The sequence below is a fragment of the Maricurvus nonylphenolicus genome (genome assembly GCF_042854845.1).
In the GTDB taxonomy this organism is placed as follows: domain Bacteria; phylum Pseudomonadota; class Gammaproteobacteria; order Pseudomonadales; family Cellvibrionaceae; genus Maricurvus; species Maricurvus nonylphenolicus.
On record NZ_AP031498.1, the window covers coordinates 598,373 to 625,000 of the forward strand.

The following is a 26,628-nucleotide window of genomic DNA, read 5'->3' on the forward strand; positions in this document are numbered from 1 at the left end:
AGAGGATGGGGAAAGCAAGTTGGTATTGGTATGGCCTGGCGATGGTGATGATTATTCTGGATCAGCTCACCAAAGCCTGGATGACAGCTAACTTGCATTACGGTGAGACCATTACCCTGACATCCTTTTTTAATTTCACCCTGTTACATAACACCGGTGCTGCATTCAGTTTTTTGAGTGATGCCGGTGGCTGGCAGCGTTGGTTCTTTGGTGCGGTTGCCGGTGTGGTGAGTGTGGTATTGGTGATCTGGATTGCTCGCTTGCCCCGTAAAAACATTTGGGAGGCCTGTGCCCTGGCGTTAATTCTTGGTGGTGCGGTCGGCAACTTGTATGACCGCGTCATGCTCGGTTATGTGGTGGACTTTATCGTTCTGCATTACGAGCGCTACGCCTGGCCCGCCTTTAATATTGCTGACAGCGCTATCTGTGTCGGTGCAGCAATGCTGATTATTGATATGTTTAGAACGCCAAGGGATGCGGCATGATTTTGAATGTAAAGCTTTTGGTGAATATGGTATGTCTAGTTTAACGATTGGCCCTGATACTCAGGTTACGCTGCACTTTGCTTTAAAGTTGGAAGACGGTTCTGTTGTGGACTCCACCTTTGATCGCAATCCAGCCACCTTTACTGTGGGCGATGGCAGCTTGTTAAGAGGCTTTGAGGAATCCCTGTTTGGCATGGGGGCAGGGACCAAAGATGCGGTCATCATCAAGCCGGAACAGGGCTTTGGTCAGCCGAATCCAAGCAATGTGCAGGAAGTGCCTCGTGACCAGTTTGGCGAAGATATGGATCTGGTTGAAGGGCTGATGGTGTCCTTTGCTGATGCCCAAAAAGCCGAGTTGCCGGGTGTTGTTAAATGCTTCGACGATAAAGTTGTTTTTGTAGACTTTAATCACCCGCTTGCCGGGCGTGATATTTTGTTTGAAGTTGAAATTATCGACGTGCAACCTGCCCAGGCCTCTGCTGTCTAATACTCGAACCTTATCTTTTATTACGAAACTACTTTTACTCAACAGTTTTTATAGAAGCTACCTGTCATGACCGAACAGCTTGCGCCAGCCATTAACTCTGCCCCTTCTATCAAGTTGGCCAACCCACGCGGCTTTTGTGCCGGTGTGGATCGTGCGATTGATATTGTTAACCGTGCGTTAGACGTCTTTGGTGCGCCGATTTATGTGCGTCACGAAGTAGTACATAACAAGTTTGTGGTCGATAGCTTGCGTGAGCGCGGTGCTATCTTCGTTGAAGAGTTGCATGAAGTGCCTGATGACGTCATCGTTATCTTCAGTGCGCACGGTGTTTCTCAGGCAGTGCGTAAAGAGGCTGCTGATCGAGGCTTAAAGGTGTTTGATGCAACCTGTCCTCTGGTAACCAAAGTGCATATGGAGGTGGCCAAATACAGCGCTGATGGCACTGAGTGTGTGCTGATCGGACATCAGGGGCATCCGGAAGTAGAAGGCACCATGGGGCAATACGATGCTGCTAACGGTGGTCATATCTACTTGGTAGAGGACGAAGCTGATGTGGCTGCACTTGATGTCAATAACCCTCAAGCCCTCAGCTACGTCACCCAAACCACGCTTTCCATGGATGATACCGCCCGGGTGATTGATGCCCTGCGGGAAAAATTCCCGGATATTCAGGGGCCTCGTAAAGACGATATTTGCTACGCTACCCAGAATCGCCAGGATGCGGTAAAGCAACTAGCCTTGGAGGCTGATCTGGTGCTGGTGGTGGGGTCTCCCAATAGCTCCAATTCTAATCGCTTACGCGAGCTGGCTGAGCGCTGCGGGTCTCAAGCCTTCCTGATTGATGGCGCTAAAGATATTGATGCGTCCTGGTTGCAGGGAAAGCGTTCTATCGGTATTACTGCCGGTGCCTCTGCACCTGAAAACCTGGTACAGGATGTGATCAGCACTCTACGCCGGATGGGGGCTGAACCGGGTGAGGAGTTGGATGGGCGTGAGGAGAATATTCGTTTCTCGCTACCTAAAGAGTTGCGCTAGTTTCCTGGCTTTTTGTTGATTCTTGCGTCAATTGACGCGTGCTCCCCTTCTGATAGTCTACTTAAGCAGAACTTTCTGTTATATCTGCTCTTCTAGTCCACCTAAAGTTGCCGTTCGTCCATGGCTGCTGGTACTTCCAGTGTAAAGATGGATGATATTAACTTACTTAAAAGGGGTGGATATGTCTTACAGCGCTAATACGCATACTCAAGTAGGTTTCTCCTTAGCGGAGTTGCTGGTTTCTCTTGGCATTTTAGGTGTTATTGCGGCTTTAGCCGCCCCTGCTTTTAATGACTTGATGGACAGCAGTGCTCGTCGTTCAAGTCTAGCCAGTTTTACCGGCTCCTTGCAGTTTGCTCGAGGTGAGGCGGTTGGCAAGCAGGAGAGTGTCATTATTTGCTCTAGTGCTGATGGTGCCACCTGCGCGGGAAATAACAACTGGGATTCGGGATGGGTTGTCTTTGTTGACGATGATGGCAATGGTGCCCCTAATTACGGTGGTGGAACCTGTGATATCAATGAGGACTGCTTGGTTAAATCGCAGGCAGCTCTTACCGGTGGGGTTACGCTTAGGTCGAATGCCAATCGCGTAACTTTTAATGAGTTAGGCGAGATGGTTGGAGGGGCAGGAACTGCTTTTACTCTTTGTGAACAGGATGCAGATAACGCCAATGATACAAGACGTTCAAATACTTTAAATATCACTGCGGCCGGTACGATTTTGGCTCAAATGGGGACAGTGGCATGCCCGTAACAACAAATTCAGTAAGCTCCTGTCGCCTCCAGCAGGGTTCTACTATGGCAGAGACGGTCATTGCTCTGTTTATTTTGGCGGTTGGCTTGCTTGCAGTTCAAGCTATGCAGTTGACCAGTTTGAGAACCAATGTCAGTGCTTCCATGCGCACTGATGCGCAATTCTTGGCGGAAGATATGGCGGACCGAATAATGGCTTACTCAAACCAAAGTTTATTGAATCCGCTCCTTGTGACACCTGCAGATGATTATAACGGAATAGATACCAATGGGGCGGCGGTGGATCCCGGTTGCTCGGCGGGAGGATGCAATACTGCCCAGCAAAGAGCGTTAGATTTATTTGATTGGAAGACCGAGCTTGAGGCCCGATTGCCGGGTGGGCGAGGAACGGTAAATGTCGTAGGTAATGAAGTTACTACGATCACTGTTATGTGGGACAACGACAGAACTGGTGCAAATGGCACTGGCTGCAGTGGTGATTCGCAGGTGGATCTTGCATGTTATTCAGTGCAGTTAAATCTTCAGTAGGTGAGTCGTAAGATCTAAGGATCGTTGGGATTATGAATAATCAGTTTAATTACTCTTCTCGTCAAGCCGGTTTAACACTGGTGGAAATTTTGGTGGCGATCACCATAGGGTTGATGGTTATGGCTGGGGTGGTGCAACTCTATGCCACGTCCTCTAAGACGCAGCAGGTCCAAGAGGGGGCTTCTCGACTTCAGGAAAATGCTCGTTTTATTTTTGCTCGTTTAAGTCAAGATATCTCGCAAACGGGATTTATTGGCTGTTTAAACATGGATGAGCATACTGATGATGATGTCGATGTTCAGGTCTACCTGACGCAAGATGCTGGCCCAGGTGAAGTCTTCAATTTTGAAGAAAGCCTTAGTGCAACTGAAGGTGATCAATTGTTAGGAACAGATTCACTTGTTGTAAGGCACGCCTCTACAGCTGGCAGGGTTCCTTTGGTTGCTAGATCAGAATCTACTCAGTCCATCTGGGTTGATGAGAATCATGGCAATTACGCCTCTCTTGAGCAGCATCAAGTAGTTATGGTCGCCAACTGTGGCTTGGCTCGGATTTTTATGATTACAAATGATCCTGAAACTAGTAATGGGGAAATTCAGCACGCTGTTGGCGTGGTTTCTCCTGAAGGGCAGAGCAATAACAATGATTCACTGGAAGGACGATTTGGCTACACACAACTTGATGCGAATAATCGTCAGTACGAATACGGTGGCACAGTTGCTTATCTTTACCCTGCGGGAGGGACGGCTCAGGTGTATGCAGTTGGCACTAGTGCGGCCGCTGCTGGTGGAGGTGTGTGCTCGGTTGCAAACCCAGAGCTATGTTCTTTGTTTATTAATCAAAACGAAATTGCTCAAGGTGTAGAGGATTTTCAGATCCAGGTTGGCTGGCTTGATAACGCCGGTAATATTCGAATAACCAACGCCGCTGGAGTTCCTGAGTGGGGAGATGTTGATCGAATTCAGGTGACTATGACCCTAAATTCAATCAATCAAGTGCCCAATGAGCAAGGTGGGGGGCTTGACCGTCAAACTTTTTCGAAAACATTTATGGTTAGAAATCAGTTGCGTTAATAGTTTCTCTGTTAATGGGTGCAGATAAGTGAAAAGTAAAATGAAGTATTTAAAGCGGTATGGCCATCGAAATCAGGAGGGGGCCATTCTTGTTGTTGCAATGGTTATTTTATTGGTGATGACTGTTTTGGGCGTGGGGTCACGAGTTAATACAATCCTTCAGCAGAAAATGTCTATAGCTTACCAGCAAAAAAACGTTGCCAGTTTAGCTGCGGAAGCAGGTTTGAGAGCAGCGGAAACTTTTATGACCAATAATGTGAGAGCTACAACGGATCTATCAATATTTGATAATGGAACCGTAGGTTTATACGCAAACTGGAATCTAGTTGGACAAATTAATACGCCAGATTGGCTAGAGTCATCTATAGCGGATGTCGTCGTTCCTGGTGCTTGGGATGACAATAATAGTATTCCTGTTGTAGGTTATGACCTTACGGTGGCTAATCCGCCTCGCTATGTTATCGAGTATGTTGGTCAGAATTTGCAGGGTACGAGTAATAAGGTGATTGTTGACTATAACGACCCCAATATATCTGCTAGTTCTGAACCGCACTATTTTGTAATTACTGCTATTGGTTGGTCCAGGGATGCAGGTATCTACTCAGTGCTTCAAACTACCTATCGGACAGGTAGGGGGGCGGGTATCTTTACCTACTAATGTTGAAGGTAAAAAAACTGCATGCAAGTTTGCGAGGGTTGATTATGTTGATTAAGAATAGAAATTATATTGCAGTTTTGTTTGGTACATTGCTGCTGCCTTTGGGGGGCGTTCAGGCTGCGCCTGGCGTATTGGCTGATAAACCATTGTTTCTTGGTACCGATGTTCAGCCTAATATCCTTTGGCTTGTTGATGATTCGGGGTCGATGGATTGGGAAAACTTATTAACCAATGGCGCTATTACTGTTCATGGAACAGGTGAAATGCCGGAAAATAATAGCGGTACCCGCTATTTGGATTTTACTCCAGATAATAATACCGAGCGCAGAGAACTGTGTTCTGGCTATAACGCCATGGCCTATAATCCATTAGCTACCTACAGCCCCTGGGTCGGACTGGATGAGGATGGGTTTGCATATTCGAATAGAACTTTAACAACAGCGTTAAATAATCCTTATGATAATGATGACTTGGATAATGTGAGTAGTCATTACTATTACCCTTGGAATGATGCAGATAGCGATGGTGTTTACGATAATGGGGAGTGCCCTACTTCAAGTGGAAGTCGAGTATTTGTAAATGCTTTATCTGCAGCTAATCAGCAAAACTATGCTAACTGGTATTCCTATTACCGTAAGCGTGAATATGTGGCGAAGCGTGCGCTGTCTACCATTATTACGGATAGTCAGGCAAGGATGGGGTTGGCTACGCTGCATAACAATAATTTGATTGGTACTATTGTTAAAGATGTCGATAACATCAGTGTGCCTGTTGATGCTGCAGCGAGCTCTAATAAGACAGCCTTATTAAGGAATTTGTTTAGGATTAATTCTTCCGGTGGTACGCCTCTTAGGCAGAACCTTCAGCAGGCAGGTAATTATTTTAGAGTGGGTGTAAACCCTGGAACTGGCTTGTTTGGATTTACTCCAAATCCTACTTCTCCGATTCTTAGTGCATCTGGAGGTGGTGAGTGTCAGCAGAACTTTACAATCTTAATGTCTGATGGGTTCTGGAATGGGAGTAGTCCTAGTGTTGGTAATGCAGATGCAAACTCTGTAAGCCCTTATGATGGTGGGTCTTATGCAGACGGTGTTAGTAATACGTTAGCTGATGTCGCCATGTGGTACTACAAAAATGATTTGGCACCGGTGATGGATGATAATGTTCCTGTTATTACTGGTGTGGATGAAAATGAAGCTCAGCATATGGTTACCTATACGGTAGCTTTTGGTGTGAATGGCACTTTGTCGGCGAACCCAGTAGATAAAGATGCTGCATTTGCGTGGCCAACACCTTCCTCAAACAATCCGAGAACCATTGATGATATGCGTCATGCGGCCTGGAATGGTCGAGGAGAGTTCTTGAGCGCAGGTGATCCGGATTCATTAATTAGTTCTTTGCAAGGAGCTATTAACGATATTGCTGATAGAGATGGCGCTGCATCTGCCGTAGCGTTTAACTCGACGAGCTTGGGGACAGATACTCTGGTGTTCCAGGCAAGATTTGACTCAGGCGGTTGGCATGGTTCTCTTTTGGCTTTTGATTTCGATAGTAATGGTGTCGGTAATCTTGAGTGGGATGCTGCGGATGTTCTTAATAACCGAGATTTAGATGCTCAGGCCAGAAACATAATTACCTATAACGGTACGCAGGGGGTTCCCTTTCAGTTTCCTGCTGATTATAGCAATCTGCTGGTAACAGATATTAGTGCTGATCAGGTGAGTGATCTTTTGGCTGATGCTCCATTTGATGAGGCTACCGCTATCCCCTCTGAAATAGCGGCCAACCAAGTCTTCGGTCAAAATATCGTGAGTTTCCTGAGGGGTAAAGATGATAACGAAGTAGATAATGGCGGTGTCTTCCGAGATCGCTTTGATAAGCGGTTAGGTGACATTGTTCATTCCAGTCCCTCGTATGTGGGGGCGCCAGGTCGAGCATACCCTAATTTTATTGAGGGGGTTGATCATCCGTATTCAGATTTTATTTTGCAAGAAGAGAATCGTGACCCTCTAGTTTACGTTGGAGGAAACGATGGGATGCTTCATGCCTTTGATGCTGACGACGGCGACGAGGTCTTTGCTTATATTCCGGGGTTCTTATTTGATGATAGTAATGGCAAAGGATTACATTATTTGGCAGATACAAGTTATAGCCATATAGCCTACGTGGATGAATCTCCACTTGCTGCCGATGTATTTATTAATGGTGCATGGAGAACCTACCTTATAGGAGGTCTAAGGGCTGGAGGGAAAGGTGTTTATGTTATCGATATAACAGATCCATCATCTTTGTCAGAAGCTGGTGCTGCTAGTATTGTTAAGCAAGAGTTTACGCATCCGCAGTTAGGCTATACGTTCAGTCGCCCTCTGGTTGGTAAAATGAATAATGGTCGCTGGGCAGCTATTTTTGGTAATGGCTATAATGGTGATGGTGATGGTGCTGCAAAACTCTTTGTGTTGTATTTGGATTCGACTGGCGGTTTTGAATTGATTGATACTGCGTCAGGTGCTATTGCAAATTCAGATTGTAATGATGCAGGAAGTGATTGTAATGGTTTGTCCTCTCCTACCGTTTTGGATATGACAGGTGATGGAACAATTGATAGAGTCTATGCCGGTGATCTGCATGGTAATATGTGGGCGTTCGATTTAAGTAATAAGGATAGTACTAAGTGGGATGTGGCATACAGTGATACTGGCTCTCCTGTGCCATTGTTTTCTGCGTGTGGTGGTACTACTTGTACGGTAGCTAACCGACAACCAATAACGTCTCTTCCTGTAGTTAGAACGCATCCGAGTAGGCTGGGAGACAGCACCGAGCCAAATCTTATGGTCTACTTCGGTACGGGCCAATGGATATCTGAAAATGATAACTTAGATGTTAATACCCAAACTATGTATGGTGTGTGGGATGCAGGTGTGTCGCAACTGACGCGAAATAGCTTGCAGCAACAGGTCGTTAGTGGTTCTGCTACGGTTACTGGTGGTCGCGATCTTTCCACAAATGATGTCGATTATGTGGTTACGAGTGAGTTGGGGTGGTTTATTGATCTTCCTGATACGGGAGAGAGGGTTGTTGTAGAGGCTGTATCAATTGGCAATATTGTATTCTTTAATACCACTGTGCCGGATAGTGGGTCCTGTAACGGTGGTGGCTATGGCTATTTAATGTTTGCCGATCGAATGACGGGGGGGCAGCCTGATTTTACTGTTTTGGATATAAATAATGATGGCACCTTTGATGATGACATTGTTGCCGGGATCATGACTAATGCGATTCCCGGTGGTGGACGTTTGATTGATGATCGATATGTTGTTTCTGACTCCAGTGGTAAAATTACCGATGTGGGTGTTCAAACTGGAGCAAGTAGACCATCCTCTCGTAGTTCTTGGTCGATAATTCGATAATGTTCAGTCCCAGAGGAGATTGTTGTAATGAATAAGGTTGGTGTTAATATTTTCTGTATGTTTTTGGGGGCGTTATTTGCTTTCAAGGTATTGGCTGAAGGTGGAGATAAACCAATCTATGGTATTGTTGATGCTGTATTTCATGAGCAGTCTGCAGTAGTGATAGATGATACGTACCTTTCGATGAGTTTAAGTTTGAAAGTATTTGATCATCGTGGTGATACAGTTAATCGTTATAGCTTAAAACTGGGGCAAAAGGTGGCGTATGAACGGGAAGGAAGCTCAAAAGTGGCTACTATTTGGATCAAGCCTAAGGGTTTTAAGTTACCTGTGAATGACGACTAATTTGTCTTATGGCTTTGAGGGTATTCTGGATGGGTTCTTGTATGAAAAATAAAAAGAAGTTTCATGGGTTTTCTTTAATAGAAATGCTAATCGTCGTCGCTATTATTGGCATTGCTGGCGCAGCAGCATATGCAGCTTATACTGAGCAGGTCTCACGCGGTATGAGAACTGAAGGTAAAGACTTTATTTTGGATTTAGCTGCTGCTCAAGAGGCTTTTTATGCTCAAAACTTATCTTATGCTAACTCAATTACAGCGGCAAACCAGTTGAATAGGATGGATACTCAAAGTGCAAATGGACGGTATACCGCTAACCTGGTTGTTGCTCCTGGTGGTTGTGCTGCAGGTGTGACAGCTTGTAGAACGTACACGTTATCTGTTGTGCCTAATACCGTGGATTTGGATTGTACTAGCTTAACTTATAACAATGCAGGTGTTGTTGGTAGTACTGGTGCCGGGACAGTAGCAGAATGCTGGCGTTAACAGGTGACATCTTTTCCGTCAGCTCTTTCCACTATACCGTTCTGGTTTGAGTCTAAGGCGGCTCTTGCTCGACCGCCTCTGTTGATGACAATAACTTGCGCGTATCGCAAGTTATTAGATGTAGGGCAATAGATAAAACTACCATTCTGATTTAATGTGTTTCCAAGCGGAGTGTAGCGAAGGTAGTTGTTGCTACCAAATGATGACCATCGTAAAGTTCCGCCACCCCATAGTGGTGAGAATTCTCTAAGGACCTCCTCTTCTTCATCAATGCGTCCATTCTGGTTAGGGTCAGTAAAGACTAGAATGCCTTCAGACCATACCTTTCCGCAGGTAGATGATGTTAATTTGGGGCATAGAGTAATGGTTGTTACTCTGGATATAGCTTCAAGGCGAGTGTAGTTGATAGCTGCTAGTAAGTTGTCTCTGGCGCTAATGGAACTGTTTACTTCCAAGAGGGTTGTGAAGGTGGGTATTGCAAATCCTGTGAGTATTCCGATTATAGCGAGCGAGGTTAATAATTCGATAAAGGTAAACGCTTTGCTGTATCTCATGAGTCCGTCCTTGGTTTCATGGGATGGTTAATCTAGCGCTTAAAGAATGAGTGAACAATAAGTCTTAGGTGCTGATTTTTTTCTAGTTTTAGTACTTAAGTGTATGTTTGTGGGGTTATTCATCAAGCCCAAGCTTTTTTAGTCTGTATCGAAGGGAACGAAAGCTTACGCCAAGCTTTTTGGCGGCCGCTGTGCGGTTCCATTTAGTGCTTTCGAGTGCTGATACGATGACCTCCCTCTCAATGTCTTCGAGATAGTCATCTAGTGAGTCTACCTCCCCTGTGTTGTGTTGTGGCTTTTCCGAGGGGGGTTCTCTCGTAGAAAGCTGAAGATCTTCTAGCTCTATTATGTCCTCATCACAAAGCGTGAAAGTTCGCTCAAGAATGTTTTCAAGCTCTCGAACATTTCCAGGGAAGCTATATCTTTGCAGCTCTTTTATCACATCTTGGGAAAGTGATGGTGAAGGTACATCTATCTCCTTGGCGAAACGAGCCAGGAAAGTTTCTGCCAGATGCTTGATATCGTCTGTTCGCTCGCGAAGCGGAGGCATGTCAATTTGGATGACATTGATACGGTAGAAAAGGTCACTGCGGAAACGCTCATGCTCAATTTCCTGATTCAGATCCTTGTGTGTAGCGCTAAGAATTCTAACATCAATGCTGGTCTCCTGTTCTCCTCCTACAGGGCGTACGGCCTTTTCCTGAATGGCGCGTAGTAGTTTTACTTGCATGTCTAGGGGGAGGTCTGCTACTTCATCTAGGAATAGTGTGCCGCCATCAGCAGCAAGAAAAAGCCCCTGTTTGTCACTGGTTGCTCCAGTGAAACTCCCCTTTTTATGGCCAAAGAACTCACTCTCCATTAATTCCTTTGGAATGGCTCCGCAGTTTACCGGAATAAAGGGGGCATCTGCTCGAGCTCCTTGGTAGTGAATAGCTCGGGCGGCGAGCTCTTTACCTGTGCCGGACTCACCACTTATAAATACAGGTGCCTGGCTACGGGACACTTTGGCTATTTGCTTACGAAGCTTAACCATTGCTGGAGCATCGCCGAGCAGAGCTGGAGCTTTGTTCTGCGGTTTGCTATTTGTTGTTTCAGATGATGCGGGCTCCAGTTTTAAGGCTGTATTTATGAGTCCGCGTAATTGTTCCAGCTCGACAGGCTTAGATATAAAGTCGAAAGCGCCGGCTTTCATGGCTTCTATGGCAAGATCCATGCTGCCGTGAGCAGTGAAGACGGCTACTGGAAGTTGGCTGTATTCTTTTTGAATAAACTTAACTAGCTCTATCCCATTACCATCGGGTAATTTCATGTCGGTGAGGCAAACTTGATAGCTCTGCTCGGATAGCAATTTCTTGGCTTGGCGGACATTTTCTGCACTATCCGTATCCAGCCCCATGCGAGAGAGTGTGATGTCCAGCAGCTCTCGGATGTCAGGTTCGTCGTCAATGATCAGGGCGCGAGTTTTGGGCATATTCTTATTATCACTATTCTTGACTGGCTTGTGTCAAACTAAACGTTTGGGGTGAGCGAAGTTAATTTGAAAACAGCTTTTTCCTGTTTCTGTTATTAAATAGTTTAGGCTAGCCTGATTTGATTGGCAGAGCTCTTTGGATATATACAGGCCGAGGCCTGAACCACTAGCTTCTGTCGTGAAGAAGGGTTCGAAAATATGTTGCCGATTGTCTTCGGCTATTCCCTCTCCATTATCGATGACTCTAATATAGGGTAATTCACTCTGAATATCGATGCCGAGTTCCAGGGTTAGGGTTGCGTTATCTGTTGCTTCTTTACTGTAGCGAAGTCCATTATTACAGAGATTGGTTAGCACTTGATTTAAATGACTGGTGTCCATTTTAGTCTCGATTAGGTTATTGCAACTGTTAAGCTTTATATCTGCATTTAGATCTTCGTGTTTGTAGTCTTCAATAAACTGCTTCACCCACTGATTGAGTTCTATCGGTTCAGGTTGAGAAGCACGACGTCGAGAAAGTTGAAGAACATTCTCGATAATCTGGTTAACACGCTTGGTGTTGGTGTTTATAATCTCGGTCATTCGCCTGTCAGTATTTTGTAGGTCAGGAGATTCATCTAAAAGTTGGCTGGCATGACTAATTGCTCCTAAGGGATTACGAATTTCGTGAGCAATGCTTGCCGTAAGGCGGCCGAGGGAGGCGAGTTTAAGTTGTTGGGCCTCTTGTGTCAGAGTGCGATTGTCTTCTATAAAAATCAGGGTGCTGGCATTATTTGTGTTGCCACCTTCTAGTGTTGCAAACCCTAAGCGTATTTCTTGATTCTTTTCACCCATAGGAATGTGTGGCGTGCGTGTATGTGGGTAGGCCTTCCAAAGATGTAGATGTTCTTCAATTTCAGGAAAGTCGTGGAGATAATGCTGACCTGAAAGGGTGTCATTAAGCCCAAGAAGCTTGGCGGCAGCTTGGTTGATCAGTTCTATTTGCCCTGCAGGGTTTGCGACAAGTACTCCTGTTCGCATACGTTCAACAATTAGCTGGGCCATGCGTTCAAGGTGAGCAGCATGTTCGGCTTGTGATGCTGCTTCTAAATTGCTTGTACGAATGCGATTGCTGAGGTAGTTAAGTGTTAGTGCCGATAAAAATAGTAGGATGCCCATAGTACCGGCAGAGAACATCGTGCGAGCGTTTGCTTGGCCGCTATAAACTTGATTCAGAGTTGCTCCAATAACCATAATGGTTGCTATCGCAGCTAGTGCGGCGCTAGCTTGTGTTTGGAGGAAAATACCTCCGGCTGCAGCACAAACCAATAATAGGTAACCGATGCTGCTTTCGACTCCGCCGCTAGTCTGCATCATGATCATCATGGCGATAATATCGCAGAGCAGGATAATGAAAATCTGTCGGTTTTTGGGCTGAAAATGACCACGCCATAAGATAAGTAGTGTGGCTATATTTAGTACGGTATAAGTAAGGGCGGTATAGAAAAAAACTGTTGGTTCAGTGCTACCTAGGATGTCATCAGCAACCTTGGTATAGAACATAAGCAGCAATATGCTGCTCAATAGAGTGCGGTAGTAAGCGTATACACGCAGGATACCGTAATTACTGTTATCAACTGCTGTGGTAGATATGACCATAGTTATTATACGGCAATACTTATAAGAGAAACCCAGGCTATTTTAATGTGTTATTAATTTTGCCTGGGGTTAGGGGGTTAGAGGTCGTAAATTGTTGGGATGGGTAGGCGCTTATGTTGTGTGCGCTTATATATAGCAACAATTTTCTCTTCTACGTCTTCAGTAACGGCCTTACCTTCCAAGAAATCATCCAGCTGATCGTAGGTAACCCCTAGAACATGCTCGTCCTCTTTCTGGGGATCAAGGCATTCCAGGTCTGCAGTTGGAGTTTTCATCACCAGATTATCCGGGGCCCCCATCGTTTTCGCTAGCAGGCGAACCTGGCGCTTGCTTAGGCCAAACAGCGGGGCCAGATCGCATGCGCCATCACCCCACTTGGTGAAAAAACCGGTTACATTTTCTGCAGAATGATCGGTTCCCAACACCAGGCCTCCCAAGACGCCAGCAATTTGATACTGGATCACCATGCGGGTGCGGGCTTTAACATTACCCTTGGTAAAGTCGATATGGCTGTCGCTGTGTTCGATAAGGCCGTGTTCAGTCAGGGAGCCAATGGTTTCTTCGTGAATGCCGTCGGCGCCAAGTTTGACGTTAACAGTGACCGATTTGTTGGGTTTTATAAAGTCGATAGAAGCTTGTGCATCATGCTCATCTGCTTGCACGCCAAAGGGTAGGCGCACGGCGATAAATTGATAGTCGTTGGTATTTTGTTCGGTATTCAGTTGCTCGACGGCCAACTGAGCCAGTCGGCCACAGGTGCAGGAATCGACGCCGCCACTAATCCCGAGTACTAGGTGCTTCTGGTTGGCGCTTTTCAGAGTGGCTTTGATAAAGTCGACCCGGCGTTGAATTTCAGCGTTGGCATCGATCTCGGGTAAGACCTTCATTTCGCTGATAATGGATTCTCGGGTAATCGTTTCGTTGGCCATTGTGAGCTACCTGCATCTTGGTCGTTAAGGCACTATTGTAGTGCATGTATAACGGTGATTTTATGGGCTTTTCCTTAAGAAAAGAGATGGGAAGAGTATAAAGCGCGAGGCTGGCGGAGAAAAGGTAGCGGGAATAAATGGGGAGGGGAAAAGCCTTCCGAGTGCTGTTGGAAGGCTTTGGAGTTGTTTAGTCGATGAGGCCGAAAGTTAACCAGTTGTACCAAGGTTTGCCCTCTTCTTCAGGCTCTTGCTCTTCTTGGTTTAGCTCTTGGTAATTTTGTTTGTTTTTCCATTCCGGGTTGTAGATCTCGCGGCTATCAAAACCTGGGGGCTCTTTCTTGTCGAATAGGCCAAAGGTTACGGTGCTAACCCAAGAGCTTTCGCCGCTATTGGAGCTGTATTGGTAATCGAATGTGCCGTCGCTATTTAAGGCGGGGTGTTCAGGGTAGTTGTGGCTTAGGGTGGTTAGCGGGTTGGTGCCAAGGTCGTCCATGCCCAGTAGATGGTAGCCCTGAACCATAACTGCCAGAGCATCTGGCACTGCTGGGGTCTGCTGGAAGTTTTCTACCACATAGCGACCCCGGTTAACGGCAGCGACATAGGCGCCACGCTTGAAGTAGTAGTTAGCCACATGGATCTCGTAACGGGCCAGCAAGTTACGCAGGTAGATCATGCGCTTGCGGGCATCCGGGGCGTAAGTGCTGTTCGGGAAGCGTGCCAGTAGTTGCGAGAAGTGGGCAAAGGATTCACGAGCTGCACCTGGGTCGCGACGGGTCAGGTCGGTGGGCAGGAAGCGCTCAAACATACCGTTTCCTTCGGTGAAGGAGGACAGGCCTTTCATATAATAGGCGTAGTCCACGTTGCGGTGTTGAGGGTGCAGGCGAATAAAGCGGTCTGCGGCAGCAGAAGAGGCTTCATGCTCGAAATTGCGGTAGTAGGCGTAAATCAGTTCCAGCTGGGCTTGCTCGGCATAGGTGCCGAAGGGGAAGTTTTCTTCCAGGCCCTGCAGGTTTTCAATCGCCAGTTCCCACTGGCGGGCTTTAAGCTGGCGCTGGGCCGCTTCATAAAAATCTTTTTCGGTGGTGTATTGAGGGCCCTGTTCTTCATTGGAGGAGCAGGCGACCAACACCAACAAGCTGGCCAAGACCATTAACAAACGAGCACGCATAGATTTTGACTCTATTTATCTGCTGAAAAGTAAGGAAATTCAGGTTTCGGGTTATTCTTTTAGCTTATTGTCAGGTTAAACTACCCGGCCCGGCCAACAATCCCGATTTAAACACAGGCCGTATTTAAACACAGTGGCACCTTATACCAAAGCCCTAGCGGGCCTGTCGGTACATTAAAGTCGTAATCGTAGCGGTAAATAGAGGACATATTACATGGCAGACCTGATTGATGAGCGCGCCCAAGTACCTGATGAGCGTCGCGGTGCCCGTTTTGACCAGGTGGCTGCTGAGTTGTTCCCGGATTATTCCCGTTCCCGCCTGCAAGACTGGATCAAATCTGGTGCTCTAACGGTGGATAATGTCCAGCGCAAGCCCAAGGAAAAACTGTTAGGCGGTGAGATGCTGATTCTCCAAGCCGAGCTAGAGGTTCAAGGGGATTGGGAAGCTGAAGATATTCCCCTGGATATTCGCTACGAGGATGACGATATTTTAGTTATCAATAAGCCCTCAGGCTTGGTTGTACATCCGGCGGCTGGCAATATGACTGGCACTCTGCTTAACGGCTTATTGCACCACAATCCTGAACTGGCCCAGGTGCCCCGTGCCGGTATCGTTCACCGACTGGATAAAGACACCACGGGGCTTATGGTGGTAGCGAAGACCTTACAGGCGCAAACCGATCTGGTGGCGCAATTACAGGAGCGCAGTGTTAGTCGTGAGTACGAAGCCATTGCACAGGGGGCTATGACTGGTGGCGGTTGCGTGGATGCGCCCATTGGTCGTCACTCTCGTCAGCGTCAAAAGATGGCTGTGGTTGACTTTGGTGGTAAGGAAGCCATTACTCACTACCGTTTGTTGCAGCGTTTTGGTCATTACACCCATATTCGTTTGAAGTTGGAAACTGGCCGTACTCACCAGATTCGTGTTCATATGGCCCATATTGGTTATCCGCTAGTGGGGGATGCTACCTATGCGGGACGTTTTAAAATTCCCAAGGGTTGTTCGAAAGAGATGATCGAGCATTTACGTGGTTTCCCGCGTCAGGCATTGCATGCTGCTGCTCTAGGGTTGATTCATCCGGTGAGTGGCGAATATATGGAGTGGGAAGCGGAGCGCCCTGCTGATTTCGAAGCCTTGCTGGAATTGTTGGCTAGAGAAGATAACGAGAAAGGATAAATAGCATGGCCCATGAGGATTTTCTGATACCGGATTGGCCGGCGCCTGCGAAAGTAAAATCCTGTATATCTACTCGTTTGAGTGGAGATAGCCTGCCCCCTTATGACGCTAACAATCTGGCTCTGCATGTTGAAGATAATGATGCGGCGGTATTGTCTAATCGCCAGAAATTTCAACAGCGGGCGGCTATACCTGGTGTGCCTCAATGGCTTGAGCAGATCCATGGTACCCGTGTTGTCGAAGCCGAGGGTGATGAGCGTGTCAGAACTGCCGATGCCTGCATCACCTGTAAACCCAATCAGCCCTGTACAGTGTTAACCGCGGACTGTTTGCCTTTGCTACTGTGTGATACTGCGGGTACCACGGTGGCTGCCGTGCATGCTGGTTGGCGGGGGCTTGCTGATGGGGTTATCCGCGAGGCGGTAGAAGCGTTTGAGTTGCCGGCTAATCAGCTGCTGGTATACCTTGGCCCTGCCATTGGTCCACAGGCTTTTGAGGTGGGGATCGATGTGCTTGAGGCTTTCTTTGAGGGGGCCATTTCGGCTGAGCATGCCGAGGCAATCTCCAGCTGCTTTATTCCCAGTATCGAAAAACCATTAGGCTTTTATGCGGATCTCTATGGGCTGGCTCGAGCTGAGTTGTCGGCCCTGGGGGTAAGTCAGCGCGCTATCTACGGTGGTGATTTTTGCACTTACACCGATAGTGAGCGTTTCTTCTCTTATCGTCGCGATGGCGTTACTGGCCGTATGGCAAGCGTTATCTGGCTGGAGGGCTAGACCCACTGCCTCTCAGTGTTTGATTTGTGTCAATTCTTGGCTGTTGGATGGTTAAAAGTGACACTTTCTCTCCTTTATAGGCTTGAATTCTGATTGAGCCTCCCCCATCTCTTCTGTAACTGATTTCTATAATCAGGTGTAGCCCTACATCAGGTCTAACCTTATGTAGCTAGCCTGGAAACGGACGTTAACGCAGATGTGAACAAGAGGTGAGCAATGCGAATTGACCGCTTAACCAACCAATTGCAAATGGCGCTATCGGATGCGCAGTCTCTGGCTATTGGCCGGGACCACAATCAACTCGAACCCGTGCATGTGCTGTCGGCCATGATTGATCAGCAAGGCGGTGCCGTACGCCCATTGCTGGCTCAAGCTGGTTTTGATGTTGCAGGTTTGCGCAATGCCATTGCCATTGCGATGGATAATCTGGCGCGAATTCAGAGTCCCACAGGTGATGTGGGTATGTCCAGCGAGATGGGGCGCCTGCTTAATCTCGCTGACAAGCAGGCTCAGGATAATGGTGATGCCTATATCTCCAGTGAGTGTGTCCTGCAAGCCGCCATGGCAGATCAGAATAATTCCGCAGGTAAGCTGCTTAGTCAATTTGGAACCAAGCCACAGTTGGATGAAGCGATTAAAAAAGTTCGTGGCGGCGAGGCTGTGGATAACCCGGATGCTGAAGGTAATCGCCAGGCCTTGGATAAATACACCATCGATCTGACTGCCCGTGCTGAGGCCGGCAAGTTGGACCCGGTCATTGGTCGTGACGATGAAATTCGTCGGGCTGTGCAGGTGCTGCAGCGCCGTACCAAAAATAATCCGGTGTTAATTGGTGAGCCGGGTGTGGGTAAAACTGCCATTGTTGAAGGTTTGGCTCAGCGTATTGTTAATGGAGAAGTGCCTGAAAGCCTGAAGCACAAACGTCTCTTATCTCTGGATTTGGGGTCGTTGCTGGCGGGGGCCAAGTTTCGCGGTGAATTTGAAGAGCGTCTAAAGTCTGTACTTAACGAACTTTCCAAGCAGGAAGGTCGGATCATTTTGTTTATTGATGAGTTGCATACCATGGTTGGTGCCGGTAAGGCTGAAGGTGCTATGGATGCAGGTAATATGCTCAAACCTGCGCTGGCACGTGGTGAGCTACATTGTGTCGGGGCAACTACACTGGATGAATATCGTCAGTACATTGAAAAGGATGCGGCGCTAGAGCGCCGCTTCCAAAAGGTTCTGGTAGATGAGCCCACCGAGGAAGATACCATTGCCATTTTACGTGGATTAAAAGAGCGCTACGAAGTGCACCACGGGGTGGATATTACCGATTCAGCGATAATTGCCGCTGCTAAATTGTCGCAGCGCTATATCACCGATCGCCAGTTACCGGATAAGGCCATTGATTTAATTGATGAGTCAGCCAGCCGTATTCGGATGGAGATTGATTCCAAGCCGGAAGAGATGGATCGCTTGGAACGCCGTTTGATTCAATTAAAAATTGAACGGGAGGCGGTAAAAAAAGACGATAGTGATGCGGCCAAGAAGCAACTGAATTTGCTCGACAGTGAAATTGAGAAAAACGAGAGAGCCTTTGCCGATCTTGACGAAGTCTGGCGTGCAGAAAAGGCTGCCCTCCACGGCTCTGTTGAAGTAAAAGCGAACCTGGAACAGGCGCGTTTGGATTTGGATGCTGCTCGTCGTGCAGGCGATCTGGGCCGTATGTCGGAACTGCAATACGGTATTATTCCGGAATTGGAAAAGCAGTTGGATATGGCCAGTCAGGCTGAAATGATGTCTATGAAGCTGTTGCGCAATAAAGTGACAGATGAAGAGATTGCTGAAGTAGTCTCCAAGTGGACCGGTATTCCTGTCTCAAAAATGCTTGAAGGCGAGCGAGAGAAATTGCTCCGCATGGAAGATGTACTGCATAAGCGTGTGATTGGTCAGGGAGAGGCCGTAGTTGCGGTGTCGAATGCTGTACGCCGTGCTCGCGCAGGTTTGTCTGACCCTAATCGTCCTAACGGTTCCTTCCTATTTCTGGGGCCAACCGGTGTCGGTAAAACTGAGCTGTGCAAATCGCTGGCAGAATTCCTCTTCGATACCCAGGATGCCATGGTGCGGATCGATATGTCCGAGTTTATGGAAAAGCATTCCGTGGCTCGCTTGATTGGTGCGCCTCCTGGTTATGTGGGCTATGAGGAAGGGGGTTATCTGACCGAAGCTGTGCGTCGTAAACCCTACTCGGTATTGTTGCTTGATGAAGTAGAAAAAGCCCATCCGGATGTGTTCAATATTCTTCTGCAGGTGCTGGAAGATGGCCGTTTAACCGATGGTCAGGGGCGCACGGTGGATTTCCGTAATACGGTAGTGGTTATGACCTCTAACCTGGGCTCCGATGCGATTCAGGATCTGGCCAAGGATAAATCTTTCGATACTATTGATTTCAATAACACCAATGAAGATGCTGGCGATGTTGTGGGCAACGAGCATCGCTACGAGGCCATGAAGGAGGCTGTGATGGACGTGGTCGGCGGCCACTTCCGGCCTGAGTTTATTAACCGTATCGATGAGGTGGTGGTTTTCCATCCTCTGGGTAAGGCGCAGATTCGTGGTATTGCTGATATTCAGTTGGAGTTGTTGCGTAAACGCCTACTTGAGCGTGAGCTGCAGTTAATGATCAGTGATGATCTGATGGAGCAGTTGACGGAAGCGGGCTTTGATCCTGTCTATGGAGCGCGGCCGTTGAAAAGAGCTATTCAGCAGATGTTGGAAAATCCGTTGGCACAGGCTGTTTTGGCTGGAGAGTTTGGTCCGGGTGATACTATTTTCGCCGGGGTTAAAAATGGCAGGGCAGTCTTCGATAAAATGAAATGAGGCAGCCTTAGTTGGCTGAAAAAAGCCCGAATCTGGTTAAGGTTCGGGCTTTTGGCTTCTGATGTGTACTAATGATTTAACAGTGATCTTTAACGATTTTGTCTGCTTCTTCTTTGCGCTTTTTGATCTCGTCGTCTGCTAGGAAGCGGTAGTCATCCCCATCCTTAACCTTGATGCGAGAGTTTTCTTTCATAATCTTCAGGTTCTCTTTTGCCTGCTTGCATAGTGCAGGGTCTTTTTTGGGGGCTTCTTCTTTCGGAGCTGGGGCCGCAGTAGTGTCTTTATCGCCTGAGTTATCAGTTGATGGCTGAGCTGTTGCTGTAGAGCTCGAACTGGGCTTAAGGTTTGTTGTTCTTACTTTAGTGGATTTGCGTTCACCTGGGGGATGGGCGGTATAGTGAGTAACACCGTTCTCATCCACCCATTTATAATACTCTTTCGCTGCGTGGGAGCTGTTAGAGGCTAGTAAGCAGATGCTGGTTGCCAAGGCCGCTACAAAAACGCGAATCTTCACGATAGTCTGTCCTGTCTAGTGGTATCTAGTTATTGGTCTAGATGGTGTCCGTTCATTATTAAATACACTTTCTACTATAAACCACTCCCCCACCAATAGGTATGCCCTACGTCTCATAAGGTTATTATTTCTATCAAAAATCCCGCTTAAACCCCCGTCAGCCCTAGACTTTAGTGCCGAAGTTGCTAGAATTGCCGGTTCGCTAGATGGCGTGTAGATTTGCCGTAACCTCGGCCTTCATAGATCTACCACAGGCAAGCCAAACGCTTGCCGGACCATTAGAGTCCTTACCTATTGTCAGGGCTCATCTCGAGCGGAGGTACGTCCACCGGCGTTGCCTGCCCGACGCTCTCAGGGTGCTAAAAGCGCAGAGTGTCAGGGGAACCTCAGTCATCACTGTTTTGTGTGCTGGTATAGCCGTGCCTGATCTATATAAAGAGTCGTGAAGAGATGATCTTTATAGATATAGGGTGGGCGCTAGTGGCGTGCATTCAGGTTTTACAGAAAGTGTTTATCGATTAAGGGGATAACAGGTGGAAATGCTCTCAGGCGCCGATATGTTGATCCGCTCACTGCAGGAAGAAGGCGTAGAACTCGTTTTCGGCTATCCAGGTGGTGCGGCGCTGCATATTTACGATGCGCTGTTTAAGCAAAAAGAAGTTAGACATATTCTTGTACGTCATGAGCAGTCGGCGACTCATGCGGCGGACGGCTATACCCGTTCGACCGGCAAAGTCGGTACCGTGCTGGTGACTTCGGGTCCAGGTGCAACCAATGCCATTACCGGTATTGCTACTGCGTATATGGACTCTGTCCCTATGGTCGTGATCTCCGGTCAGGTGCCGGCGGAAAAGATTGGTGAGGACGCCTTCCAGGAGACCGATATGATCGGTGTCTCCCGTCCTATCGTGAAACATAGCTTCCTGGTTAAGCACGCCAGCGAAATTCCAGAGGTGGTTAAAAAGGCTTACCACATTGCCTCCAGTGGCCGCCCTGGGCCCGTGGTTATCGATATTCCGAAGAATACCGTTAACCCGAACGAGACCTTCCCGTTTGAATATCCTAAGAAGGTTAAGTTACGTTCTTACACACCTGCTCTGCGTGGCCACAGTGGTCAGATCAAAAAAGCGGTTCAGTTGCTGCTGGAAGCCAAGCGCCCGGTCATTTATTCCGGTGGTGGTGTTATTCAAGGCGAATCCAGTGCCTTGCTGACCGAGTTGGCGCAGATTCTAGGTTATCCGGTTACCAATACTTTGATGGGGCTGGGTGGTTACCCGGGTTCCGACAAGCAATTCCTGGGTATGCTGGGTATGCACGGTACTTTTGAGGCCAATACTGCGATGCATCACTGTGATGTGATTCTGGCGGTAGGTGCGCGCTTCGATGACCGTGTTACCAATACGCCGAGCAAGTTCTGTCCGAATGCCAAGATCGTACATATTGATATTGATCCAGCGTCTATCTCCAAAACCGTTACCGCCGATGTGCCCATCGTAGGTTCTGTGGATAGCGTTTTGAAAGAAATGCTGGCGCTGTTGAAATCTACCGATCAGAAGCCTGATGAGCAGGCGCTCGCTGATTGGTGGAAGCAAATTGATGAGTGGCGAGATCGTCATGGTATCTATACCAAGCCGCGCTACAAAACTGACGGCGACAAGATCATGCCGCAGGAAGTGATCAAGACGTTGCATGAAGTGACCAATGGTAAAGCCATTGTTGCTTCTGACGTTGGTCAGCACCAGATGTTTGCTGCGCAGTACTACAAGTTCGATAGCCCACGTCAGTGGCTGAACTCCGGTGGTCTGGGCACCATGGGCTTTGGTTTGCCGGCGGCTATGGGAGCTGTGTTTGCACACCGTGATAAAGACGTTGTTTGTGTCACCGGTGAGGGTTCTATCCAGATGTGTATTCAGGAGCTTTCGACCCTGACTCAATACAATCTGCCGGTAAAAATCATCTGCTTGAACAACCAGGCTTTGGGTATGGTTAAGCAGTGGCAGGATATGGTGTACGACAGCCGTTACTCCGAGATTCACTACGAAGACTCGCTACCAGACTTCGTTAAGCTGATGGAAGCCTATGGTCACGTGGGTATGCGTGTCACCAAGCGCGAAGAGCTAAAAGAGAAGATGGAAGAGTGTTTCGCCATGAAGGATCGTGTGGTCTTTATGGATGTCTATGTTGATCCAGGTGAGCACGTCTATCCAATGCTGGTTGCCCCAGAGGGCTCCATGCGTGATATGTGGTTGAGCAAGACGGAGCGTACTTAAGATGAGACGTATTATTTCGGTATTGATGGAAAACGAGCCGGGCGCCTTGTCACGAGTAGTTGGTCTGTTTTCCCAGCGTGGTTACAACATTGAAACCCTGACGGTTGCTCCGACCGAAGACGAGACCCTGTCTCGCCTGACGTTGACCACCATCGGTGATGATCACAAGATCGAGCAGATCACCAAAAACCTCAACAAGCTGATTGATGTGGTTAAGCTGGTGGATCTGACCGAAGGTGCGCATATTGAGCGTGAGCTGATGCTGATTAAGGTGAAGGCTTCCGGTGCTCAGCGTGCAGAGATCAAGCGTTGTGTGGACATCTTCCGTGGTCAGATTATCGATGTGACCAGCACTGTCTATACCATTCAGGTTGCCGGTACCAGTGATAAGCTGGATGCCTTTGTGCAGGCGGTGGGTGAAGGTACTGTGCTTGAAGTGGTGCGCTCCGGTGTTTCCGGTATTGCCCGCGGCGAGAAGGTGTTGAGCCTGTAAGCTGTTTCTGAGCGCTTGCCTAAAAAAACCGCCTTCGGGCGGTTTTTTATTGTCTCGCTTTTTTGGGGAGGGCGGGGTCTGACCCTGCGGGTCAGACCCCAGGTTTATACTGAGTTTGGGTGCTACTTTCGCCGGGGTACGACCCGCAGGGTCGGATCCCTAGCTTCGTCAGAATCAGCGGCTACTCCAAAACGCTTCAATCAGCGGGCTCTTCAAGCGCTTCTTTAATGCACACAGTCCTACATCATAAGCTTCCAATTTCGGCTGCTTGGGCAATAGCTCCACCCGATCTGCCAGCGGACTGTTATCCACAACAATCTTCGGCACCACGCCAACCCCAAATCCCAGGCTTACCATACTAACAATCGCTTCGTGACCGGCTACCTGTGCATAAATCGTGGGGGTGATCTGCTGTTGGCGAAACCATTCGTCTACCCGGTCCCGAATCAAGCCTTCCTCCGACAAAATCATCGGGATGTGTTCCCACTGCTGTTTTTTGATGGCCTGCTTTAGTTCGGCTTCCAGTACTTCCGCCTTGGGGGTGATATACACCAGTGGTGATACCGTAATACGGCTAAACGCCAGTTGCGCCGGCAGCTTATCGGGGCGGGCGGCAATGGTGATATCTTCGTGGCCCGCCAAAACCCGGGGGATAGCACTGGCTGGATCGCCGGTATGCAGTTTGATCTCGATTTTCGGGTGTTTCTGTCTAAACTCACTGAGGATGTCATACAGGAAGCTGTGACTGGCGGTCACCGAGCAGTACATGCTGATCTCGCCGTGCAGCTCGCCGCTGTCGGCCATCAGTGAATCTTTAAAGGTATCCCACTGCTGTAATGTTTCCCGGGCATATTGTTGTAAGCGCTTACCTTCGTGGGTGAGTTGCACGCTGCGATTATTGCGTACCAGCAGAGTGACGCCCAGTGACTCTTCCAGTTGCTGGATGTGACGGCTGAGTGCGGAAGCGCTGATATGACAGGCTTCGCTAGTACGGCCAAAGTGCAGGGTTTCAGACAGGTTGAGAAACAGGGAGAGGCTGCGGGTATCCATGGTGGGCCTGCTGTCTTGTGTTGCAACTTTTGTTGCAGCTAATGGGATATAGTGTTGCAAATATATCATTTTACGCAATAGGTGAAAATCTATACACTGCGCAGCTATCGTGATGGGGAGTCTTTTTGTCCCTATCTGAGTTTGACGAATTTTGGCGGCAGCCCATTCGGGGGTGCCGATGTAGCAGGAGTTAAATTATGCAAGTTTATTACGATAAGGACTGTGATCTGTCCATTATCCAGGGCAAGAAAGTTGCCATCATTGGTTACGGTTCTCAGGGCCACGCTCACGCCTGTAACCTGAAAGATTCCGGTGTAGACGTGACTGTTGGCCTGCGTCCATCTTCTTCTTCCGTTGCCAAAGCCGAAGCTCACGGCCTGAAAGTATCTGATGTACCTTCTGCTGTAGCTGCCGCTGATCTGGTAATGATCCTGACTCCAGATGAGTTCCAGGGCCAGCTGTACCGCGAAGAAATTGAGCCAAACATCAAGCAGGGTGCTACCCTGGCTTTCGCTCACGGTTTCTCCATCCTGTACAACCAGATCGAGCCACGCTCTGATCTGGATGTTGTAATGATTGCGCCTAAGGCGCCTGGTCACACTGTACGTAACGAGTTCGTAAACGGCGGTGGTATTCCTGATCTGATCGCTATCTGGCAAGACGTTTCTGGCAAGGCTAAAGACGTAGCATTGTCCTACGCTTCCGGTGTTGGTGGTGGTCGTTCCGGTATCATCGAAACTACTTTCAAAGATGAGACTGAAACTGATCTGTTCGGTGAGCAGGCTGTTCTGTGTGGTGGTGCTGTTGAGCTGGTTAAAATGGGTTTCGAAACTCTGACCGAAGCTGGCTACGCCCCAGAAATGGCTTACTTCGAGTGTCTGCACGAGCTGAAGCTGATCGTAGACCTGATGTACGAAGGCGGCATCGCTAACATGAACTACTCCATCTCTAACAACGCTGAGTACGGTGAGTACGTAACTGGCCCAGAGGTTATCAACGAGCAGTCTCGTGAAGCTATGCGTAACGCGCTTAAGCGTATCCAGAGTGGTGAGTACGCCAAGATGTTCATCGCCGAAGGTCAGACTAACTACCCATCCATGACTGCCCGTCGTCGCAACAATGCGGCACACCCAATCGAGCAGACTGGTGAGCAGCTGCGTTCCATGATGCCATGGATCGAAGCTAACAAGATTATCGACCAAACCAAAAACTAATTGGTTTTTGTCGATATCTTCAAAAACGCGGCTTCGGCCGCGTTTTTTGTTTGTGAGGTCGGGGGATGCGAGTATCATAGTCACAGGAATGATGAGAGGGCGTTATGGCCGATACTGAAAAACAGAATAAAGATGGTGCTGCGCAAGGGCAGGACAATGTTTCCAATCTGGATGCTCAGCGTGAGCAGGAGGAGAGTTTTATCCCGGTTGATGAGCACGTCGAAGAGGTAACCGAGAACGGTAAAAGGGTGCGTCGTCGAGGTGTGTATTTGCTGCCCAACCTCTTCACTACGGCAGCATTGTTTAGTGGTTTCTATGCCATTATCTCTGCCATGCACAATAATTTTGAGTCGGCAGCAATCGCCATTTTTGTGGCCATGATTCTCGATGGCTTGGATGGTCGAGTGGCGCGGCTGACCAATACCGCCAGTGAGTTTGGTGTTCAATACGACAGCTTGTCAGATATGGTGTCCTTCGGTTTGGCTCCAGCCCTGGTGGTATTTTCCTGGGCCTTGTCTGATTTGGGTAAGTTTGGCTGGGCGGTAGCCTTTATCTATGCGGCCGGCGCGGCGCTGCGTTTGGCGCGTTTTAACACCCAGGTTGATACTGTGGATAAGCGCTACTTTATAGGTCTGGCCAGTCCTGCGGCTGCTGCAGTTATAGCTGGCATGGTGTGGTTGGGTCATGATGTGGAAATGGCCGGGCGCCCTTCGTTGATCGCTGGGTTAATTACGGCGGCTATGGGCTTGCTGATGGTCTCTAATGTGAAGTACAGCAGTTTCAAGGAGTTTGATTTTAAACGTCGTGTGCCATTTGTCTTTATCCTGGTGGTAGTGCTGATATTCGGTTTGGTGACTATCGATCCGCCGATGGTGTTGCTGGGTGTATTTGCCTGTTACGCTCTGTCAGGTTTGCTGATGTGGATTTGGGAGCTTCGCAAGAAGGTCTAAATGCCCGTGTTCGCCCTGCTATTTCTCGGTGGGGCGCATTATCTCTTCCATCTATTTGCGCAATTCAAACTCCCTTTCTATAGTTAATTTTACCCCCTGGCGAATGCCAATTCTTACCTTCCCCTGACGCTCAGTGATGGGATAAAGGCTTTTTCGGTTTTTTTACAAAAAACTGTTGACCCTAATAGGGTCGATCGGCATAATGCGCAGCCCCTGACGGGGACACTTAGAAAGCACCGAAAATCAATAGGTTAGCGAGGTTTTCTAAAGTGGGGTCAAGCAAGAAATTAAATTTCAAATACTGCTTGC

General features: G+C 48.1%; 24 protein-coding genes. 17 read left to right on the forward strand and 7 right to left on the reverse strand.

All coding sequences use genetic code 11. From position 1 onward, the window contains the following. Nucleotides 1-5: 5 nt before the first annotated feature. The 10 genes from lspA (at nt 6) to ACGHZ6_RS02645 (ending at nt 9,253) form a co-directional block, all read left to right on the forward strand. Nucleotides 6-485: a signal peptidase II gene (gene lspA / locus ACGHZ6_RS02600; RefSeq protein ID WP_390617230.1), complete on the forward strand. Its 480-nt coding sequence runs from the start codon at nt 6-8 to the stop codon at nt 483-485. 31 nt (nt 486-516) lie between these two features. After that, nucleotides 517-972: a peptidylprolyl isomerase gene (locus ACGHZ6_RS02605; protein ID WP_390617231.1), complete on the forward strand. Its 456-nt coding sequence runs from the start codon at nt 517-519 to the stop codon at nt 970-972. Between the two features lie 66 nt (nt 973-1,038). Continuing rightward, the gene (gene ispH, locus ACGHZ6_RS02610) at nt 1,039-2,007 is read left to right on the forward strand and encodes a 4-hydroxy-3-methylbut-2-enyl diphosphate reductase (RefSeq protein WP_390617232.1); all 969 of its coding nucleotides are present in this window, start codon (nt 1,039-1,041) and stop codon (nt 2,005-2,007) included. 181 nt (nt 2,008-2,188) lie between these two features. Then, a complete protein-coding gene (locus ACGHZ6_RS02615; RefSeq protein WP_390617233.1) occupies nt 2,189-2,761 on the forward strand; it encodes a GspH/FimT family pseudopilin in 573 nt (190 codons plus the stop codon). Further along, on the forward strand, nt 2,752-3,288 hold the full coding sequence (gene pilV, locus ACGHZ6_RS02620; protein ID WP_390617234.1) for a type IV pilus modification protein PilV: 537 nt from the start codon (nt 2,752-2,754) through the stop codon (nt 3,286-3,288). The genes ACGHZ6_RS02615 and pilV overlap by 10 nt, the downstream gene beginning before the upstream one ends. A 32-nt stretch (nt 3,289-3,320) precedes the next feature. Then, entirely contained in the window at nt 3,321-4,361 is a 1,041-nt protein-coding gene (locus ACGHZ6_RS02625) for a PilW family protein (RefSeq protein WP_390617235.1), read from the forward strand. Between the two features lie 28 nt (nt 4,362-4,389). Further along, nucleotides 4,390-5,019 (forward strand): PilX N-terminal domain-containing pilus assembly protein, encoded by a 630-nt coding sequence (locus ACGHZ6_RS02630; protein ID WP_390617236.1) that lies wholly within the window; start codon nt 4,390-4,392, stop codon nt 5,017-5,019. A 44-nt stretch (nt 5,020-5,063) separates the two neighbouring features. Next, nucleotides 5,064-8,426, forward strand: coding sequence for a pilus assembly protein (locus tag ACGHZ6_RS02635; protein ID WP_390617237.1), 3,363 nt, complete (start codon nt 5,064-5,066; stop codon nt 8,424-8,426). Between the two features lie 27 nt (nt 8,427-8,453). Further along, complete coding sequence (locus ACGHZ6_RS02640) at nt 8,454-8,771, forward strand: hypothetical protein (RefSeq protein ID WP_390617238.1); 318 nt, start codon at nt 8,454-8,456, stop codon at nt 8,769-8,771. Nucleotides 8,772-8,812: 41 nt separating this feature from the next. Continuing rightward, on the forward strand, nt 8,813-9,253 hold the full coding sequence (locus tag ACGHZ6_RS02645; RefSeq protein WP_390617239.1) for a type IV pilin protein: 441 nt from the start codon (nt 8,813-8,815) through the stop codon (nt 9,251-9,253). Here the strand turns inward: ACGHZ6_RS02645 and ACGHZ6_RS02650 are convergent. The 5 genes from ACGHZ6_RS02650 to ACGHZ6_RS02670 form a co-directional block, all read right to left on the reverse strand. Then, on the reverse strand, nt 9,250-9,807 hold the full coding sequence (locus ACGHZ6_RS02650) for a GspH/FimT family pseudopilin (protein ID WP_390617240.1): 558 nt from the start codon (nt 9,805-9,807) through the stop codon (nt 9,250-9,252). The two genes, ACGHZ6_RS02645 and ACGHZ6_RS02650, sit on opposite strands and share 4 nt — an antisense overlap. A gap of 115 nt (nt 9,808-9,922) precedes the next feature. Further along, the gene (locus ACGHZ6_RS02655; protein WP_390617241.1) at nt 9,923-11,278 is read right to left on the reverse strand and encodes a sigma-54-dependent transcriptional regulator; all 1,356 of its coding nucleotides are present in this window, start codon (nt 11,276-11,278) and stop codon (nt 9,923-9,925) included. Nucleotides 11,279-11,311: 33 nt separating this feature from the next. After that, nucleotides 11,312-12,916 (reverse strand): sensor histidine kinase, encoded by a 1,605-nt coding sequence (locus ACGHZ6_RS02660; RefSeq protein ID WP_390617242.1) that lies wholly within the window; start codon nt 12,914-12,916, stop codon nt 11,312-11,314. Nucleotides 12,917-12,993: 77 nt separating this feature from the next. Next, on the reverse strand, nt 12,994-13,845 hold the full coding sequence (gene nadE / locus ACGHZ6_RS02665) for an ammonia-dependent NAD(+) synthetase (RefSeq protein ID WP_390617243.1): 852 nt from the start codon (nt 13,843-13,845) through the stop codon (nt 12,994-12,996). A 187-nt stretch (nt 13,846-14,032) separates the two neighbouring features. Continuing rightward, nucleotides 14,033-15,013, reverse strand: a complete 981-nt coding sequence (locus ACGHZ6_RS02670; protein WP_390617244.1) for an outer membrane protein assembly factor BamD — start codon at nt 15,011-15,013, stop codon at nt 14,033-14,035. Nucleotides 15,014-15,227: 214 nt separating this feature from the next. Here ACGHZ6_RS02670 and rluD point away from each other — a divergent pair, with 214 nt between their 5' ends. The 3 genes from rluD to clpB all read left to right on the forward strand — a co-directional run bounded on the left by rluD (nt 15,228) and on the right by clpB (nt 19,828). Then, a complete protein-coding gene (gene rluD / locus ACGHZ6_RS02675) occupies nt 15,228-16,190 on the forward strand; it encodes a 23S rRNA pseudouridine(1911/1915/1917) synthase RluD (RefSeq protein WP_390617245.1) in 963 nt (320 codons plus the stop codon). A gap of 5 nt (nt 16,191-16,195) precedes the next feature. Beyond that, a complete protein-coding gene (pgeF, locus tag ACGHZ6_RS02680; RefSeq protein ID WP_390617246.1) occupies nt 16,196-16,966 on the forward strand; it encodes a peptidoglycan editing factor PgeF in 771 nt (256 codons plus the stop codon). A 216-nt stretch (nt 16,967-17,182) separates the two neighbouring features. Continuing rightward, nucleotides 17,183-19,828 (forward strand): ATP-dependent chaperone ClpB, encoded by a 2,646-nt coding sequence (gene clpB / locus ACGHZ6_RS02685; protein WP_390617247.1) that lies wholly within the window; start codon nt 17,183-17,185, stop codon nt 19,826-19,828. Between the two features lie 76 nt (nt 19,829-19,904). On the opposite strand, the gene ACGHZ6_RS02690 is transcribed toward clpB, so the two are convergent. Then, the gene (locus tag ACGHZ6_RS02690; protein WP_390617248.1) at nt 19,905-20,342 is read right to left on the reverse strand and encodes a DUF4124 domain-containing protein; all 438 of its coding nucleotides are present in this window, start codon (nt 20,340-20,342) and stop codon (nt 19,905-19,907) included. 533 nt (nt 20,343-20,875) lie between these two features. On the opposite strand from ACGHZ6_RS02690, the gene ACGHZ6_RS02695 reads away from it, so the two are divergent. Beyond that, entirely contained in the window at nt 20,876-22,612 is a 1,737-nt protein-coding gene (locus ACGHZ6_RS02695) for an acetolactate synthase 3 large subunit (RefSeq protein WP_390617249.1), read from the forward strand. Nucleotide 22,613: 1 nt separating this feature from the next. After that, complete coding sequence (gene ilvN / locus ACGHZ6_RS02700; RefSeq protein WP_390617250.1) at nt 22,614-23,105, forward strand: acetolactate synthase small subunit; 492 nt, start codon at nt 22,614-22,616, stop codon at nt 23,103-23,105. A gap of 174 nt (nt 23,106-23,279) precedes the next feature. Here ilvN and ilvY read toward each other — a convergent pair whose 3' ends face one another. Next, the gene (ilvY, locus tag ACGHZ6_RS02705) at nt 23,280-24,155 is read right to left on the reverse strand and encodes an HTH-type transcriptional activator IlvY (protein ID WP_390617252.1); all 876 of its coding nucleotides are present in this window, start codon (nt 24,153-24,155) and stop codon (nt 23,280-23,282) included. Nucleotides 24,156-24,352: 197 nt separating this feature from the next. Between ilvY and ilvC the strand changes: the two genes are divergently transcribed. Then, the gene (gene ilvC, locus ACGHZ6_RS02710; RefSeq protein WP_390617253.1) at nt 24,353-25,369 is read left to right on the forward strand and encodes a ketol-acid reductoisomerase; all 1,017 of its coding nucleotides are present in this window, start codon (nt 24,353-24,355) and stop codon (nt 25,367-25,369) included. A gap of 104 nt (nt 25,370-25,473) precedes the next feature. Next, nucleotides 25,474-26,319 carry a CDP-diacylglycerol--serine O-phosphatidyltransferase gene (gene pssA / locus ACGHZ6_RS02715; RefSeq protein WP_390617254.1) on the forward strand — a complete coding sequence of 282 codons (846 nt, stop codon included), beginning with the start codon at nt 25,474-25,476 and terminating at the stop codon, nt 26,317-26,319. Nucleotides 26,320-26,628: the final 309 nt, after the last annotated feature.